Annotated in this window: 17 protein-coding genes; 11 read left to right on the forward strand and 6 right to left on the reverse strand. The window is 71.8% G+C overall.

Annotated features, from left to right (window positions below; genetic code table 11):
• The 9 genes from ACWEJ6_RS16110 to ACWEJ6_RS16150 form a co-directional block, all read left to right on the forward strand.
• The coding region (locus tag ACWEJ6_RS16110) for a hypothetical protein (protein ID WP_452424330.1) at positions 1-184 on the forward strand (184 nt) is incomplete at its 5' end.
• On the forward strand, positions 142-1,047 hold the full coding sequence (locus ACWEJ6_RS16115) for a TIGR04222 domain-containing membrane protein (protein ID WP_452424332.1): 906 nt from the start codon (positions 142-144) through the stop codon (positions 1,045-1,047). The genes ACWEJ6_RS16110 and ACWEJ6_RS16115, both read left to right, overlap by 43 nt.
• A 1-nt stretch (position 1,048) precedes the next feature.
• Complete coding sequence (locus tag ACWEJ6_RS16120; protein WP_452424334.1) at positions 1,049-1,888, forward strand: DUF692 domain-containing protein; 840 nt, start codon at positions 1,049-1,051, stop codon at positions 1,886-1,888.
• A 19-nt stretch (positions 1,889-1,907) separates the two neighbouring features.
• Positions 1,908-2,279, forward strand: coding sequence for a hypothetical protein (locus ACWEJ6_RS16125; RefSeq protein ID WP_452424336.1), 372 nt, complete (start codon positions 1,908-1,910; stop codon positions 2,277-2,279).
• Positions 2,280-2,315: 36 nt separating this feature from the next.
• On the forward strand, positions 2,316-3,194 hold the full coding sequence (locus tag ACWEJ6_RS16130; RefSeq protein ID WP_452424338.1) for a DUF7064 domain-containing protein: 879 nt from the start codon (positions 2,316-2,318) through the stop codon (positions 3,192-3,194).
• A 27-nt stretch (positions 3,195-3,221) separates the two neighbouring features.
• Entirely contained in the window at positions 3,222-4,049 is an 828-nt protein-coding gene (locus ACWEJ6_RS16135; protein WP_452424340.1) for an amidohydrolase family protein, read from the forward strand.
• A 25-nt stretch (positions 4,050-4,074) separates the two neighbouring features.
• Positions 4,075-4,623, forward strand: coding sequence for a hypothetical protein (locus ACWEJ6_RS16140; RefSeq protein ID WP_452424342.1), 549 nt, complete (start codon positions 4,075-4,077; stop codon positions 4,621-4,623).
• A gap of 55 nt (positions 4,624-4,678) precedes the next feature.
• Positions 4,679-5,440, forward strand: a complete 762-nt coding sequence (locus tag ACWEJ6_RS16145; protein ID WP_357974621.1) for an isoprenyl transferase — start codon at positions 4,679-4,681, stop codon at positions 5,438-5,440.
• Between the two features lie 207 nt (positions 5,441-5,647).
• Positions 5,648-6,967, forward strand: coding sequence for a PhoH family protein (locus tag ACWEJ6_RS16150; protein ID WP_352352966.1), 1,320 nt, complete (start codon positions 5,648-5,650; stop codon positions 6,965-6,967).
• Positions 6,968-6,979: 12 nt separating this feature from the next.
• On the opposite strand, the gene ACWEJ6_RS16155 is transcribed toward ACWEJ6_RS16150, so the two are convergent.
• The 3 genes from ACWEJ6_RS16155 to ACWEJ6_RS16165 are packed head-to-tail and all read right to left on the reverse strand — an operon-like array spanning position 6,980 to position 9,620.
• The gene (locus ACWEJ6_RS16155) at positions 6,980-7,513 is read right to left on the reverse strand and encodes a hypothetical protein (RefSeq protein WP_452424344.1); all 534 of its coding nucleotides are present in this window, start codon (positions 7,511-7,513) and stop codon (positions 6,980-6,982) included.
• 20 nt (positions 7,514-7,533) lie between these two features.
• Positions 7,534-8,949, reverse strand: a complete 1,416-nt coding sequence (locus ACWEJ6_RS16160) for a HAMP domain-containing sensor histidine kinase (RefSeq protein ID WP_358294469.1) — start codon at positions 8,947-8,949, stop codon at positions 7,534-7,536.
• Positions 8,946-9,620, reverse strand: a complete 675-nt coding sequence (locus tag ACWEJ6_RS16165; protein ID WP_125636689.1) for a response regulator transcription factor — start codon at positions 9,618-9,620, stop codon at positions 8,946-8,948. The genes ACWEJ6_RS16160 and ACWEJ6_RS16165 overlap by 4 nt, the downstream gene beginning before the upstream one ends.
• Positions 9,621-9,991: 371 nt before the next feature.
• Between ACWEJ6_RS16165 and ACWEJ6_RS16170 the strand changes: the two genes are divergently transcribed.
• Together ACWEJ6_RS16170 and ACWEJ6_RS16175 are read left to right on the forward strand one after the other, a co-directional pair.
• Positions 9,992-10,600: an aggregation-promoting factor C-terminal-like domain-containing protein gene (locus tag ACWEJ6_RS16170; protein ID WP_452424347.1), complete on the forward strand. Its 609-nt coding sequence runs from the start codon at positions 9,992-9,994 to the stop codon at positions 10,598-10,600.
• Between the two features lie 72 nt (positions 10,601-10,672).
• Complete coding sequence (locus tag ACWEJ6_RS16175; protein WP_452424349.1) at positions 10,673-12,673, forward strand: glycosyltransferase family 2 protein; 2,001 nt, start codon at positions 10,673-10,675, stop codon at positions 12,671-12,673.
• Here the strand turns inward: ACWEJ6_RS16175 and ACWEJ6_RS16180 are convergent.
• The 3 genes from ACWEJ6_RS16180 to ACWEJ6_RS16190 are packed head-to-tail and all read right to left on the reverse strand — an operon-like array spanning position 12,663 to position 16,086.
• On the reverse strand, positions 12,663-13,814 hold the full coding sequence (locus tag ACWEJ6_RS16180; protein ID WP_452424351.1) for an alpha/beta hydrolase family protein: 1,152 nt from the start codon (positions 13,812-13,814) through the stop codon (positions 12,663-12,665). The two genes, ACWEJ6_RS16175 and ACWEJ6_RS16180, sit on opposite strands and share 11 nt — an antisense overlap.
• Positions 13,814-14,815, reverse strand: coding sequence for an alpha/beta fold hydrolase (locus ACWEJ6_RS16185; RefSeq protein ID WP_452424353.1), 1,002 nt, complete (start codon positions 14,813-14,815; stop codon positions 13,814-13,816). Before ACWEJ6_RS16185 ends, ACWEJ6_RS16180 begins: the two co-directional genes overlap by 1 nt.
• Positions 14,812-16,086, reverse strand: coding sequence for an MFS transporter (locus ACWEJ6_RS16190; protein ID WP_352352960.1), 1,275 nt, complete (start codon positions 16,084-16,086; stop codon positions 14,812-14,814). Before ACWEJ6_RS16190 ends, ACWEJ6_RS16185 begins: the two co-directional genes overlap by 4 nt.
• Position 16,087: the final 1 nt, after the last annotated feature.

Consider the following 16,087-nt stretch of genomic DNA (forward strand, 5'->3'; position numbering starts at 1 on the left):
GGCACCCCTGATCGGCATGGCGATCCTGATCTTCGTGATCGTCAACGCCAACATCCTGGCCCAGCGGGTGGCGGAACCTTTATGCCTTGCTTATACGTCTTCTCGGTACGCGGCCCGACGGGCCGCACGAGGGGAGGGCGTATGGATCTGTTCCTTCTCATCCTCGCGGTGGCGCTGGCCGTGACGGCCGGGGTCACCGTTCTGGCGGTCCGGCGCGAGCACGCCGCCATCCGGGGGGCCGCCGTCGAGCCCCGGCCGCATGATCTCGGCCCCTACGAGCTGGCCTTCCTGGCGGGCGGATCCAGGCGCGTGGCCGACACCGCCGTCGGGCTGCTGGCGGCGTCAGGGGCCGTACGCGTGTCCCGCGACGGACGGGTGCACCGGGTGGCCGGCGCCCGGAGCACCGGCGAGCCGGTCGAGGACGCCGTCCTGGACGAGGTCGAGCGCAACCCCGGCGCGTGGGCGAGCACGATCAGGGAGCGCGTGAGCCAGGGCGAGACCCTGGACGCCCTCAGGTACCGGCTGGGCAGGATCGGCGCGGTCCACCCCACCGGCTCCTTCACCCAGGTGGACCGGCTGATCGTCCGGTTACGGGTGCTGGCGGTGCTGGCGCTCGCCGGGGCGGCCGTGGAGGCGCTGTCGGTGGCCGTCGAAGGCACGTCGCCGCTTCCCCTGGCCGCGCTCGGCGTCCTGGCCGGGACGGTCGTGGGCGCGCCGAGCGCCATCGCCGGACACCGGCGTACGTTCCCCACTGATCTCACCGCTTCCGGGCAGGCCGCGCTCGACCGGGCCAAGCTGGACCACCCGCCGGGCACCTCCAGTGGCCCGGTGGCCGTCGCGCTGTACGGCCTCGGCGAGCTGAACGACGCCAACCTCGTCCTCGCGCTCGACGGCTCCCCGGCCCGTACGGTCGCCACCAGGCGGCGGCGCGGCGGCGACCAGTCGCACAGCGCCGGCGCGGGCGGTTGCGGCACGGCGGGGTGCGGCGGCGGGAGCGGCTGCGGAGGCGGCGGCTGCGGGGGCGGCTGCGGCGGCGGGGGGAGCTGACATGCCGGACCTGCCGGACCTTGGGGTGGGCATCGGGTGGCGGCCGGAGCTCGACCTGACGATCGAGCGGATGGCGGGCGTCGGGTTCGTCGAGGTGGTCGCCGAGAACATCGACCCCGGCGACCTGCCCGAGTCGCTGCGCGTGCTGCGGGCCAGGGGCGTGCCGGTGATCCCGCACGGCGTCTCGCTGGGCGTGGGCGGCGCCGAGCCGCCGGACCCGGCCCGGCTCGCCCATCTCGCGGCCTGCGCGCGGGCCCTGGACTCGCCGCTGGTCAGCGAGCACCTGGCGTTCGTCCGCGGGGGCGGCGTGGAGGCGGGGCACCTGCTTCCGGTGCCGCGGACGCGGGAGTCGCTGGAGATCGTCGTGGAGAACGTGCGGCTGGCCCAGGAGGCGCTGCCCGTGCCGCTGGCCCTGGAGAACGTGGCGGCGATCTTCGGCTGGCCGGACGACGAGCTGACCGAGGCCCGCTTCCTGGCCGAGGTCGTGGAGCGTACCGGGGTGGGGCTGCTGGTGGACGTCGCCAACCTGTACGCCGCCCAGGTCAACCTCGGGCTGTCGGCCGTGGCCGCGCTGGACGCGCTGCCGCTGGAGCACCTGGCGTACGTGCACGTGGCCGGCGGGCACGAGCACCACGGGATCTGGCACGACACGCACACCGCCGCCGTGCCGCCGGCGGTCCTCGGCCTGCTGACCGAGCTGTGCGCCCGGACCAGGCCGCCCGGGGTGCTGCTGGAGTGGGACGACGACTACCCGGGCGACGCCGCGCTCGCCGGCGAGCTGACCCGCATCCGAGCCGCCATGTCCTCAGTGGAGCAGACCGTGGGCGGACGCGGTGAGTGAGGAGGCGCGGGCTCGGCGTGTGGACGCGGTGAGTGACGGGGCGCGGGCGCGGCTGGCGGAGGCGCAGGGGCGGGTCGTCGCGTGCCTGGTGGCCGGGGCGGATCCGCCGGTCGGCTTCGACGCCGGACGGCTGCGCGTGCAGGCGTCCGCGCTGCTCGCCAAGCGGCGCGGTGTGGTGGCCAGGCTCCGCCCGGACGCCGCCCGTGCCGCCGGGCCCGCCCTGGCGACGGAGTTCGCCGCCTACACGGCGGCCCGTGCCGTCCCGCCGTCCGGTTACCGTGCCGACGCCGACGACTTCGCCGCCTGGCTGCGCGCCCGCGGCCTCATGCCGGCCGCGAGGCCGCGCGGGTGGGCCCGCCTGCTCTTCGTGTTCCGGCGTGATCGCCGCTAGGCTTGCTCGTAGCAAGCGCTTGGGAGGCGGTACGGCATGCGCATCGTCAACATGGGCGACTGGCCCCTCGGCGAGCAGGACGAGCAACTCCACCCGCCGGGCGACGACCCGCTGTGGAACGAGTCCTACTACCTCGACTTCGTCGCCGACGACGGCGAGCTGGGCGGATACGTCCGCATCGGGCTGTACCCCAACTGGCAGCGCACCTGGTTCTGGGCCCGGCTCGTCCGGCGCGGCGGCGGCCTGGTGGAGATCACCGACCACGAGGCCCCGCCGACCGGCCTGACGATCTCCGCCGACGCCTACGAGGCCGACCTGGCCGCGACCGAGCCCCTGCGCACCGCGCGGCTGCGCCTGGCCGCCCCCGGCCTGTCGCTCGACCTCGAATGGCACACCCGCGGTGGCGTGTACGGCTACCAGCTCACCCCCCGATACGAGGTCCCCTGCGAGGTGACCGGGACGGTCGACGGCCGCCCCTTCCACGGCCACGGCGAGCGCGACCACAGCTGGGGCGTCAGGGACTGGTGGTCGCTGTCCTGGACGTGGAGCAGCGGCCGCCTCTCCGACGGCACCCACCTGCACGGCACGCAGGTCAACCTGGGCATGCCGCTGCCGTGGCCGGCGTTCACGGTGCCGCCCGGCGGCGGGATCGAGCACGCGGACGGCTTCGCGGCCGGCACCCGGTTCGACGGCGACCGCCCGGCGCGGACGCGGCTGAGCTTCCCGGGCCGCGCGGTGACCGTGCGGCCGGTCGCGTTCGCCCCCGTGAGGCTGGTCTCGCCCGACGGGGCGGTGGCCGAGTTCCCGAGGGCGCTGTGCGAGCTGGAGTCCGACGACGGCGGCACCGGCTTCGGCTGGACCGAGTGGCACCAGCCGCCGGGCTGGCGTCAGCACGGCTGGCACCCCTTGCTCTGAAATATCGAGACATCCTAGGTTTGGGGGGTGATTGTCGATGCGCACCAGCATTTCTGGGACCTCGAAACCGGCGACTACCCCTGGCTCACCCCCGAGGCGGGCGTGCTCTATCGGACGTACGCGCCGCACGACCTGGCCCCTGAGCTGGCGCAGGCCGGTGTGAACCGGACGGTGCTGGTCCAGGCCGCCGACTCCTGCGCCGAGACCGACGCCCTGCTGGCCCTGGCCGACGCCCACGAGTTCGTCGGCGCGGTGGTCGGATGGATCCCGCTGCTGCGCCCGGACGAGGCCGCCGAGGCGATCGCCCGGTACGCCGCCCGTCCGAAGTTCCGCGGCGTCCGGCACCTGATCCACGACGAGCCCGACCCCGACTGGCTGGTCCGCGACGAGGTGCTGGAGTCGCTGGGCCTGCTCGCGGCGGCCGGGCTGACGTTCGACGTGGTCTCGCTGCTGCCCAGGCACCTCGACCACGTGGTCACGCTGGCCGGGCGGCACCCGTCCCTGAAGATCGTCATCGACCATCTGTCCAAGCCGCGCATCAGGGACCACGAGTGGGAGCCGTGGGCCGGCGGGCTGGCCCGCGCCTCCCGCTTCCCCAACGTGTACGCCAAGGTCTCCGGCCTGGTCACCGAGGCCGACCACCGGAACTGGACGGTGGAGGACCTGCGGCCGTACGTGGAGCACGCCGTCGAGCTGTTCGGCCCGGACCGGCTGATGGCCGGCAGCGACTGGCCGGTGGCCCTGCAGGCGGCCGACTACCGGACGGTCTGGGAGGTCACCGGCGCGCTGCTCGGCGGAACCGACCGGGACCTGGTGCTCGGGGAGACAGCCAGGGGTTTCTACGGGTTTAGCTGACTTGGGGCCGGAAACGGGGAAGGGCGTGGGGGGACTACGCTGTGTCGATGGATCGTACCTGACCGTCACGCCAGTCGCGTGCACGGACACCGTCGGCACGCCGTACGAGATCACCCTTGAGCTCCATCGCGACGGCACGCCGTACGGCAGCGTGGGGGAGCGGTGCGGCTGGCTGCTCGCGCGCCTGGCGCGCGGGGTCGACGAGGCGCGGCAGGGAAGGGGGGCGGCCCGGCGGTGGAACGACCCCGACGACCGCTTCCCCGACGAGGAGCCGGAGAGCGAGCTGTTCTCCTTCCGCTACCGCACCCGCTCGGGGCTGGTGGGCGGCGGCGAGTTGCGCTGCCAGCTGCGCACCATCCCCATCTGGCAGCCCGCGCCGGGTCAGTGGCGGCTGACCCGCAGGGCCTACGTCGAGGCGTGGGGGGCCTCCGGCGTGGGCATGAGGGCCGTCCTGACGTCGGCGGAGTTGTCCGAGTTCGTCCGCGAACTGGTCCATGAAGCCGAGGGGTGTCTCGGTGGAAGAGATCTCGCCAGGAATCCCATTGGGGGAGCAGGCACGGGCGAAACGCGGTGATAATTGCCTGTTGGGTCATTCGACCAAAGGCACAGCACCGCTGGGGAGGCACTCCGTGGGCCTGCGCGACCTGGTCTACCGGCTGTACGAACACAGGCTGGAGACCAAGCTGTCCAAGGACAGCGTTCCCCGGCATGTCGGGGTCATCATCGACGGCAACCGCCGCTGGGCGCGCGCCATGGGCATGCGCGACGTGGCGACCGGCCACCGCAAGGGCGCGGACAAGATCTCGGAGCTCCTCGGCTGGTGCCGGGAGACGGGCGTCGAGGTCGTCACCGTCTGGATGTTGTCCAACGACAACCTCAACCGGCCGCGCGAGGAGCTGGAGCCGCTGCTGCGCATCATCGAGGACGTGGTCCAGGAGCTCGTGGACGAGGGGTGGCGGATCAGCCCGGTGGGCGCGCTCGACCTCCTCCCCGACCGCACGGCCAATGTCCTGAAAAATGCAAAAGAAGCGTCATCACACCGTCCGGGCCTGATTGTGAACGTTGCAGTTGGGTATGGAGGAAGACGTGAGATTGCCGATGCGGTGCGCTCACTCCTCCAGGAGCATGCGAGTAAGGGCGCCAGCATCGAGGACCTCGTGGAGGTCCTCGATGTCGAACACATCGCGGAGCATCTCTACACTCGCGGCCAACCCGACCCGGACCTCCTCATCCGTACGTCGGGCGAGCAGCGTCTGTCCGGATTCATGTTGTGGCAGAGCGCTCACTCCGAGTTCTACTTCCACGAGGCTTACTGGCCGGACTTCCGCAGGGTCGATTTCCTGCGGGCGCTGCGCGATTACGCTGCGAGACACCGGCGTTACGGTTCTTGATGCGACATTCGGGTATCCAGGACGTAACGTTGAAAGTGTCCGGCCACAGGCCGGGCATCCCGGAGAGGGCCCGCCTTTGCACCGACATCTGCTGAGGGGGGCCGGAGTCCGGCTCCGCCGGCAGGTTGCGGTCGGGGACGCGGGTCCGGTCCGGTTCCCACCTCGTCTGCAGGGTGCCCGCACCTATGGGCGCCCGGGGGAGAACGTGTGGCAGTGTCCTCGAGCAACCCTACTCACCAGCCGGCCAAGCGCACGTACGTGCTCGACACCTCGGTCCTGCTGGCCGACCCGGCGGCATTGACGCGCTTCGCCGAGCACGACGTCGTCCTTCCCATCGTGGTCATCACGGAGCTGGAAGGTAAGCGGCACCATCCCGAGCTCGGCTACTTCGCGAGGAAGGCCCTGCGCTACCTCGACGACCTGCGGGTTCAGCACGGCAGGCTCGACGAGCCGATGCCGACAGGGGATGGAACGATCAGGGTTGAGCTCAACCACAGCGATCCGTCCATCCTGCCCGTCGGGTTCCGCCTGGGCGACAACGACACGCGCATCCTGACCGTCGCGCGCTCGCTCGCGGCCGAGGGCTGCGACGTCGTGCTGGTCTCCAAAGACCTGCCCATGCGGGTCAAGGCGGCCTCGATCGGCCTGGCGGCCGAGGAGTACCGCGCCGAGCTGGTGGTCGAGTCCGGCTGGACCGGGATGGCCGAGCTGCAGGTGACGGCCGAGGACGTCGAGACCCTCTTCGACAAGGGCGTGGCCGACCTGGAGGAGGGCAGGCAACTGCCCGCGCACACCGGCCTGCGGCTGTTGTCGGCCAAGGGATCGGCGCTCGGCAGGGTGGCGCCGGACAAGTCCGTCCGCCTGGTCCGCGGCGACCGCGAGGTCTTCGGCCTGCACGGCCGCTCGGCCGAGCAGCGCATCGCGCTGGACCTGCTGATGGACCCGGAGATCGGCATCGTCTCGCTGGGCGGCCGGGCCGGCACCGGCAAGTCGGCGCTGGCGCTCTGCGCGGGCCTGGAGGCGGTCCTGGAGCGCCGCCAGCACCGCAAGGTGGTCGTCTTCCGCCCCCTGTACGCCGTCGGCGGCCAGGAGCTCGGCTACCTGCCGGGCACCGAGGGCGAGAAGATGGGCCCGTGGGCGCAGGCGGTCTACGACACGCTCGGCGCGATCACCTCGCCCGAGGTGATCGAGGAGGTGCTCGACCGGGGCATGCTGGAGGTGCTCCCGCTGACGCACATCCGCGGCCGGTCGCTGCACGACGCGTTCGTGATCGTGGACGAGGCCCAGTCGCTGGAGCGCGGGGTGCTGCTCACGGTGCTGAGCCGGATCGGCGCCAACTCCCGGGTGGTGCTCACGCACGACGTCGCCCAGCGCGACAACCTGCGGGTCGGCCGGCACGACGGCGTGGTGGCGGTGGTGGAGAAGCTGAAGGGCCACCCGCTCTTCGCGCACGTCACGCTCACCAGGTCCGAGCGTTCGCCGATCGCCGCCCTGGTGACGGAGATGCTGGAGGACATCACGATGTGAGCCGCGGCGGGCTCACCTGAGCTCGCGGCAGGTGTACGGCCGCCCCTCCGCCTTGGCGGGGCGGCCGTCGTTCTCCCGGACGATCTTCACTTGCTCGAACGCGAAGTCCTGCTGCGCGGTGCAGACGATCTGGGCCTTGCCGAGCCTGCTCAGCGGCCGGTCGCCCTTGAAGTACACGGTCAGCGTGGAGGTGCGCGGGAGCTGCATCTCGTCGCGCTGCACGGGGTCGAGCGAGTCCTTCATGCCGACGTACTCCAGGCCGTGCAGCTCGGTGGTGCGGTCGCCGAGCGGCTGGTCGGAGGCGGCGAAGAGGGCGCCGAGCAGGCTGCCCACGGTGCCGCTCTCGACGTCGGCGGGTTCGAGCGTGAGCTGCTTGTTCTTGATCAGGTAGATGGTCTTCGAGGGCGGCGGGAGCTTGATGGTGGGCGCGGCGCCCTTGGTCTGGACGTCGGTCGGCGAGATGCCGCAGGCCGCTACAGCCAGCAGGGCCGCGGCGGCGACGAGGACCCGGCGCCCGATCATCGGTGTGGTCGTCGGTGCCTTCATCGGTGCCTTCATCGGTGCCTTCATCGGTGCGGCAGCCAGACCGTGAACAGGGTGCCCGGCTGCTGGGCGCGTACGGAGATCGTGCCGCCGTGCAGGTGCACGTTGGCGCGGGCGATGGCCAGGCCGAGGCCGCTGCCCTGGCTGCGGGCCCGGCCCGCGCCCGCCTTGAAGAACCGGTCGAAGACGTGCGGCAGCGCCTCGGCGGGGATGCCCTTGCCGTGGTCGCGCACCTTCACCTCCAGGCCGTTCTCGGTGCCGCGCGCGGTGACCTCCACCGGGGGCAGGCCGTGCTTGAGCGCGTTGCCGACCAGGTTGGCCACGATGACGTCGAACCTCCTCGGGTCGAGATTGACGGTCAGGCCCTGGGAGGCGGTCACGTCCACCTCGTCGCTCCAGCCGCGCACCTCCAGGCAGTCCAGGATGGCGTCGGCGACGTTCACGGGCTCGACGTTGAGCGTCGCGGTGCCGGCGTCGAACCTGCTGACCTCGATCAGGTGCTCGACCAGCTCGCGCAGGCGCCCGATCTCGCGCAGCACCAGCCGCACGGCCTCCGCGGGCGCGTCGGGCAGCCGGCCGGCCTCCTCCGAGAGCATGTCGGCCACGGCCGTCATGGCGGTGAGCGGCGTGCGCAGCTCGTGCGAGACGTCGGCCACGAACCTGCGGGACATGGCCTCCAGCGAGCGCAGCTCCGACACGCTCAGCTCCAGCGCCGCCGCCGCGTCGTTGAACCTGGCGGTCAGCTCGGCCAGCTCGTCCTGGCCGTGCACCGGCAGGCGGGTGTCCAGCCGGCCCTGGCCGAGCGCCTGCGCCGCCGCGCTGAGCCGCCGTACGGGCAGCAGCACCTGCCGGGCCGACAGCAGCGCCACCACCAGCGCGATCAGCACGATCACCGCGCCGCCCTGGGTGAGCGTGTTGCGCAGCGTCGTGAGCTGGCTCTCCTCGTCGTGCAGCGGGAAGAACACGAACGCCCGCAGCCCGGTGGCCTCGGGAGCGACGCCGGGCTCGAAGCGGTGGACCTCGGCGCCGACGATGAGCCACAGCTCGTTGCCGATCACCTTGCGCTGGGTGACGACGTTCTGCTTGGCCCGGCCGTAAAGCTCGTTGGGGACGTCCTTCATGGTCATCGGGCCGTCGGCGGACAGCAGGTTGCCGTACTCGACCAGGACGCTGCGGCCGGGGCTGGACAGCGTCCGGACGACCTGGTCGAGCTCCTTCATGGACGGCGCCGCCTCGCCCGGCCTGAGCTTGCCCACGGGGAAGGTGATCCGGCCGAGCTCGCGGGTCACCAGGTCGAGGGAGGTGGTCTCGGCCCTGGTCACGAGCGCGGTCTTGGCCAGCTCGAAGCCGATGGTGGCGACCAGCGTCGACGCGGTGACCGCGACGAGGGTGAAGGTGATGACCAGGCGCGCCCGCAGCCCGGTGGGCAGCGGGATCACGGAGGGCTGAACCGGTAGCCGAACCCGCGCACGGTGTGGATGAAGACGGGCTCGGCCGGCCTCGGCTCGATCTTGGCGCGGACGCGCTGGACGCAGGCGTCCACCAGCCGCGAGTCGGCGACGTGCGTGTGGTCCCAGACGACCCGCAGCAGGTAGCGGCGGTTGAGCACCTGGCCGGGATGCCGGACCAGCTCCAGCAGCAGCCGCAGCTCGGTCGGCGTCAGGTGGATCTCCTTGCTGGCCAGCGTCACCTTGAGCGCCCCCCGGTCGATCACGAGGTCGCCGAAGGTGATGCGGTCGGAGGTCGCGGACTCGGCCCTGCGCAGGATGGCCCGGATGCGGGCGTCGAGCACCCGCGGCTCGACCGGCTTGACCACGTAGTCGTCGGCGCCCGCCTCCAGGCCGACCACCACGTCCAGGTCGTCGCCGCGGGCGGTGAGCAGGATGACGGGGAGCTGGTCGAGCTTGCGGATGCGGCGGCAGACCTCGACGCCGTCGATGCCGGGCAGCATGACGTCGAGGATCGCGATCTCGGGGCGGCGGGCGCGGATGTGGTCCAGAGCCTCCTCGCCCGTCGCGTAGGACGTGACGGAATGTCCCTGTCGCGTCAACGCCAGCTCCAGGGCTGTGCGGACGGAGGGATCGTCTTCTACAAGGAGGATGCCGGCCACGCGCACATTATTATTCCATGTCCCCTATACCCGGGTTGTGTCATCAAACTGTGACCGGGTGCGGATCAGATCCTGAAGATGGGGCGGAAGCCTGAAAGCGGCCTCCCTTCGGTGCGGGCGCTCGAAGGGAGGCGCCAAACACCTGTGACGAAATTCACAATTTTTCGTGAAAAAGGTTGTTACCTGCTGGTTGGCCAAGAGAACGTCAACCGAATCCCGCGTTCCGGTTGCGGACCACCCCCCATGACAGGGCAAGCTCATGGATCGTGAGCCCCGGTCCGCAGTTGAGTGAGCGCCCCCCGAAGGATGACCTTCGCTCGGCGCGCCGCCGGCCTTCGCGTTTCACCCCCAAGCGCATCGCCGTCGCCGTCGTGTCCTTGGTGGTGGTCGTGGGCGGTGGCGGTTACGTCGCCTACCGCGCCGTCGACAACGCGAACAAGCCGCCGGTCGACCCGTTCACGGCCGAGCAGCTCGGCGCGCTCGCCGGAGGCAACCTGTTCGCCCCCGACCCCGAGACCGACGCGCTGAAGAACGCCGCCGAGCAGGCGTACCGGGCCGACCAGCTCAAGAAGGGCCGCGGCGGCACCGCCAAGAAGCTCGACTGGGTCGTGCCGAAGAAGGCGCCGGGCGGCAGCGGCTTCCCGCCGGCCAACTTCCCGCCGGGCAGCAACCCCTCGCCGGGCAGCAACAAGGCCGTCGCCAGGTCGATGCTCGCCGCCAAGGGCTGGGGCGCCGACCAGTGGGGCTGCCTGGAACTGCTCTGGCAGAAGGAGAGCGGCTGGAACGAGCGGGCGATGAACCGCTACTCCGGCGCGTACGGCATCCCGCAGGCACTGCCCGGCAGCAAGATGGCCAGCGCGGGCGGCGACTGGCAGACCAATGCGGCCACCCAGATCGCGTGGGGCCTCGGCTACATCAAGGGCCGTTACGGCACGCCCTGTGGCGCATGGGGGCACTCGCAGTCCACAGGATGGTACTAACAGGTCAAACTCTTCTTCTGTAATCGGCAAGCCGTCTCACCCGATCGTGTATGAGCGGCGCACGCTGGCCGCATGGGTGTGAAGGTCAGTGTGATCGTCAATGTCCACAACCCGGGTGACACCGCGGACGCGTGCATCCGCTCCGCGCTGGAGCAGACGTTGCCCGCCGCCGACTACGAAGTGATCTTCGTGGACGACGGGTCCACGGACGGCATCGGGGAACGACTGGACACCATCGCCGGTCTCCGCGAGAACGTCCGCGTGCTGCACCTGCCGCACACCGGATCGCCCTCTCGCGGCCGCAACATGGGCGTGGCCGCGGCGGAGGGCGACTACGTCTACTTCCTCGACCAGACCGACCGGCTGGCCCGCGACGCGCTGGCCCGCATGCACGAGCGCGCGGTCGAGACCGACGCCGACGTGCTGATCGGGCGGCTGGCCCGCGACTACGGGCCGCCGATGGTGGCGTTCGAGCGCAGCAGCGCCCGCGCCGACATCCTGCGCGAGCGGCTGATGACGCTGCTCGTCCCGCAGCAGCTCTACCGCCGGGCCTTCCTGGAGGAGCACGAGCTGGGCTTCGGGATGCCCGGCGGCCGGCTGGCCGAGCAGGCGTTCGTGATGCGGGCCTACCTCGCGGCCAAGGTGATCGCCGTCCTGGCCGAGGAGGTCTGCTGCCAGCTCGGGCCGCGGCCCGAGGCGCCCGAGGAGGACCCCCGGGTGATCGTGGCCGGGCTGCGCACGCTGCTCACCGACATCGACACCTACGTCGGCGCCGGCCGCCAGCGCGACCGCATGTACGCCTACTGGTTCCGCTCGGCCGTGCTCAGGCCGCTGCTGACCGCCAGGTTCGCCGACTCCTCCGTGGACCGGGGCATGCACTTCCGGGTCGTCCAGGAGCTCGTCGGCGAGCGTTTCCCCGAGCGGATCGACCGCTACCTGCCCGTCCAGCTACGGGCGGTGGCCGCGTTCGTCCGGCGCGGACGCCTGGACCAGATCGTCATGTTCGCCAACTCCACCCGGCGCGCGGGCCTGCGCGCCGAGCTCACCGAGATGCGCTGGGACGCCCACATCCTGGTGCTCGGCCTGACCGTGGAGGTCATGTCCGGCGACGGCCTGCCCGACCGCTACCGCGTGGACGGCGAGCGCCTGCACTGGATCCCGCCGCGCTCGGCCGACACCAAGCTGCTGTCGGACGACGTCACCGACATCACGGCCGACGTCGAGCGGGCCCGCATCGACGTCTACGTGCGGCACAGCACGACCGGCGTGGTGCACTTCCTGCCGGTCACCCAGCACGTCGAACGTCTCCCCGACGGCCGCCGCCGGGTCCGCGTGCAGATCAGGGGCGAGGCCCGCCTGGACGTGACCAGCGCCGCGATGGGCCAGCCGCTCAGCCCCGGGCAGTGGGAGGTGCACGTCCGCATGTTCAGCGGCGCCAACCAGGCCAGGAGCCGGGTCGGCCGGGCCGAGGGGCCGCTCAACTGCCTGGGCGTGCTGGCCCAGCGGCCCAGGATGCGGCTGGTGGTGCCGTGCTGGTCGGACAAGGGGGAGCTGGGCCTGGCGGTCGAGCCGCGCTCGTTCTCGGAGTCGATCGCGCTGGTGTCGCCGGGGGTGACCGTCCGCCAGCTCGACGGCCACGTGTACGTCGTGCTGCCGGTCCCGTACGTGCCGCCGAGCGGCGGGCCGCCCCTGGAGCTGGTGCTGCGCAGCACCGGCCGCCGGGAACGCGAGGTGTGCGCGCCCGCGCTGGTCGAGGCCGGGGTGCCGGGCAAGCTCGCCGGCCAGCTCGTCGCCAAGATCCCGGTCAGGCGGCACATGCCGAGCGAGGAGCAGCTCGGGCCGGGCGCCTGGCTGTCGTCGCTGCGCTCGTCCGACGAGGAGATCGGGCTGCGGTTCGGCCTCCAGGTGCGCCGCGGCCGGGTCGAGACGCGCCCGGCCGTCGCGGTGGACCCCCAGCGGCGCTCGCCCATGGGCCGGGACACCGCGCTCCACCGCCTCGGCAGGCGCCTGCCCGGGGCGCGGCACATCGTGCGCTGGGCGCGCGCGGGCAGGCATCGCTACCTCAAGGAGTGACCCAGCCCTCCAGCTCCTGGAAGGCGTCCCTGAAGGCCGGGAGCATGGGCCTGAGCCGGTCGGGATAGACGTCGACGAGGCTGTCGAGGTGGTTGCCGCCCTCGATCCGGTGGTAGCGGAACGGGCGGTGCGGGCCGACCATCCTGGCGTAGACGTCGGAGTCGCGGGAGATCGGCAGCAGCGAGTCGAGCGTCCCGTGGATCGTGATCAGCGGCTTGGTGATCCTGCCGGTCAGCCCGATCCTGGCCAGCGCGGCGTACGGCCGGCGCGCGTCGTAGTCGTAGTCGGCCGCCGCGCCCGCGTAGGACGGGTCCAGCTCCTTCTGGTAGAGCTGCTGGGTGAGCTCCCAGTAGTACTGCCGGTGGAAGGGCCACAGGAACTCAGACCCCGGCGCGAAGCCGGCCGCCCGCACGCCCGCCTCGTCCGGGTACGCCTTCAGCGCGGGCGGCAGGAAGTTCAGCAGATTGTCGCCCTTGACCCGGAAGAGCGTGCCCTCCCAGTCCACGCCGCCGTCGTAGAGCCAGCCGCGGTTCTCCAGCTGCCACCTGACCAGGTAGCCGCCGTTGGACAGGCCGGCCATGAACGTACGGGCCGGCGGGCGGCCGTAGCGCTGCCTGACCACGGACCTGGCGGCCACGGCGACCTGGGTGACGCGGTCGTTCCACTCGGCGATGGCGTCGCCGGGGCGGCGGCCGTCCTCGTGGAAGGTGACGCCCACGTTGCCCTTGTCGGTGGCGGCGAACGCGTAGCCCTTGGACAGCACCCAGTCGGAGATCGTGTAGTCGTTGGCGTACTGCTCCCGGTTGCCCGGGGTGCCGCTGACGACCAGGCCGCCGTTCCACCGGTCGGGCAGCCTGATCACGAACTGGGAGTCGTGGTTCCAGCCGTGCGTGGCGTTGCCGGTGGAGGTGTCGGGGAAGTAGCCGTCGAGCTGGATGCCGGGCACGCCGGTCGGGTTGACGGTGGCCTTGGAGTGCAGGCCGGCCCAGTCGGCCGGGTCGGTGTGGCCGGTGAGCGTGGTGCCGGCCGTGGTCAGGTCGTCGAGGGTGGCGCTGATCAGCTTCTCCGCGCCGGGCACGGTCAGCTCGCCCGCGGCGGGGGCGGTGAGCAGGCTCGCGACCAGGGTGAGGGCGACGAGCATCAGACCTCCTCCAGGTGCTCGGCCAGCAGGCGGCCGAACTCGGCGGGCCGCTCCAGGTGGGGGCTGTGGCCGCAGTCGTCCAGCACGACCTCGCGGTAGCGGCCGTAGCGGTCGAGCACCGCCCTGGTCTGGGTCACCATCGGCTGGGCCGGGGTGCCGGGGGAGCCGGGCACGACGCCGATCGCGCCCAGGTGGGCCAGGTCGAACAGCGAGGTGTCGGAGACGATCACGTCGTCGGCGCCCCTGATCCACAGGACGGGCGGCCTCGGGCCGATCTCGTGCAGATCGTCCAGGCGGAAGTGGATGGGGGCGCACGCGTTGAGCACGCCGTGCTTGCCGGGGGCCACGCCGGGCCAGGCCGGGGAGCCGGCGGCGTCGCCCGGGTAGTTGGCCTCGCCCACGCGGGTGGTGAGCATGGACCGCAGGTAGAAGTCCTCGTCGGAAATCCGCGGGTGCTTGACGTAGCCGGTGCGGAGCACGTTGCGGGGGGACGTGGGAGATTCATCCGACATGTCGCCCGCCTTGAGCCGGGCCACGAAGTCCGGGTTCGCCGCTCCGGCGCCCGATCCCGCGCCGTCGGGGTGGGTGAGCGTGCCGTCCGGGCCTTCGGTGCCGCCGAAGCCGTACGGGGAGATCGGGTTGACCAGCGTGACGCTCCTGACCAGCTCCGGACGGTCGCGCAGGAGCTGCAGGACGACGCCGCCGCCGAGGCTCCAGCCGACCAGGTGCACGCCGTCGAGCCCGAGGGCCTCGACCAGCTCGGCCAGGTCGTCGGACCAGTCGCGCAGGCCCCTGGTGGCGTCCACCGGCTCGGGGTCGGTGTCGCCGAAGCCGCGCAGGTCGGGGGCGAGCGGGCGGTAGCGGGCGGGCAGCGCGGCCATGCTGTCGCGCCAGAAGGCGCCGGAGGAGACGTTGCCGTGCACGAACAGCACGGGCTCGCCGGACGTCCGGCCCTCGACGGTCAGGACGTGCTGCGTGAGGCGGGGGGTGGTGACCTTCATCGCGCGTGGATCCTCTCGGCCAGGTCGCGTCCCTGGGTCTCGCGGGCGGTGTAGACGGCGACCAGCGTGAGCACCGCCGCCAGGCCAAGGTAGACCGAGATGGGCACGCTGCTGGAGTAGCTCTTGAGCAGCGCCACCGCGATCAGCGGGGCCAGCGCGCCGGCCACGATCGCCGAGAGCTGGGCGCCGATCGACACGCCGGTGTAGCGCGTCCTGGTGCCGAACAGCTCGGAGAAGAAGGCCGCCTGCGGGCCGTACATCATGCCGTGGAAGAGCAGGCCGACGGTGACCGCGAGGGTGATCGCCAGGAAGTTGCCGGTGTCCACCAGCGGGAAGAAGGCGAAGATCCACACGCCGATCCCGGCGGCCCCGGCCAGGTAGATCGGACGGCGGCCGACCCGGTCCGACAGCGCGCCCCACATCGGGATCGTGACGAAGTGGATCGCCGAGGCGACCAGCACCGCGGTCAGCACCGTCGAGTTGTCGATCTTGGCGTTCTTCGCGTACGTGATGACGAACACCGTCAGCAGGTAGAACGAGATGTTCTCGGCCAGCCGGGCGCCGATGGCGGTGAGCACGTCCTTCCAGTGGTGCCGCAGCACGCCCACGATCGGCGCGGTCGGCTCCGGCTCGGCCTGCTGGAACACCGGCGACTCGCTGATCGTCAGCCGGATCCACAGCCCGACCATCACCAGCACCCCCGACAGCAGGAACGGGATCCGCCAGCCCCACGACAGGAACGCCTCGTCGGACTGCCAGGCGGCCAGCACCGCCAGCACGCCCGTGGCCAGCAGGTTCCCGCCGGGCGCGCCCGCCTGCGGCCAGGAGGCCCAGAACCCGCGGCGCTTCGTGTCGCCGTGCTCGGACACGATCAGCACCGCGCCGCCCCACTCGCCGCCGAGCGCGAAGCCCTGCACGAGCCGCAGCGCGGTCAGCAGCAGCGCCGCCGACGAGCCGAGCGTGGCGTACGTCGGCAGGCAGCCGATCAGGAACGTGGCGGCGCCCATCATCAGCAGGCTGACCACCAGCAGGGTCTTGCGGCCCACCCGGTCGCCGAAGTGGCCGAAGACCAGGCCGCCGAGCGGGCGGGCGACGAATCCGACGGCGTAGGTGAGGAACGACAGCAGCGTGCCGGTCAGCGGATCGGACTCGGGGAAGAAGAGTTTGTTGAACACGAGAGCGGCTGCCGAGCCGTACAGGAAGAAGTCGTACCACTCGATGGTGGTGCCGATCAGGCTCGCGGCGACGATCCTCTTGATGGAAGTGGCCATG

It is taken from the genome of Nonomuraea sp. NPDC004702 (genome assembly GCF_053601695.1).

What these genes read in the sequence shown, in the direction of transcription:
- ACWEJ6_RS16115 (WP_452424332.1), top strand. Translation starts at nt 142, where the DNA reads ATGGATCTGTTCCTTCTCATCCTCGCGGTGGCGCTGGCCGTGACGGCC.
- ACWEJ6_RS16120 (WP_452424334.1), top strand. Translation starts at nt 1,049, where the DNA reads ATGCCGGACCTGCCGGACCTTGGGGTGGGCATCGGGTGGCGGCCGGAG.
- ACWEJ6_RS16130 (WP_452424338.1), top strand. Translation starts at nt 2,316, where the DNA reads ATGCGCATCGTCAACATGGGCGACTGGCCCCTCGGCGAGCAGGACGAG.
- ACWEJ6_RS16155 (WP_452424344.1), bottom strand. Translation starts at nt 7,513, where the DNA reads ATGAAGGCACCGACGACCACACCGATGATCGGGCGCCGGGTCCTCGTC.
- ACWEJ6_RS16175 (WP_452424349.1), top strand. Translation starts at nt 10,673, where the DNA reads ATGGGTGTGAAGGTCAGTGTGATCGTCAATGTCCACAACCCGGGTGAC.
- ACWEJ6_RS16180 (WP_452424351.1), bottom strand. Translation starts at nt 13,814, where the DNA reads ATGCTCGTCGCCCTCACCCTGGTCGCGAGCCTGCTCACCGCCCCCGCC.
- ACWEJ6_RS16185 (WP_452424353.1), bottom strand. Translation starts at nt 14,815, where the DNA reads ATGAAGGTCACCACCCCCCGCCTCACGCAGCACGTCCTGACCGTCGAG.
- ACWEJ6_RS16190 (WP_352352960.1), bottom strand. Translation starts at nt 16,086, where the DNA reads ATGGCCACTTCCATCAAGAGGATCGTCGCCGCGAGCCTGATCGGCACC.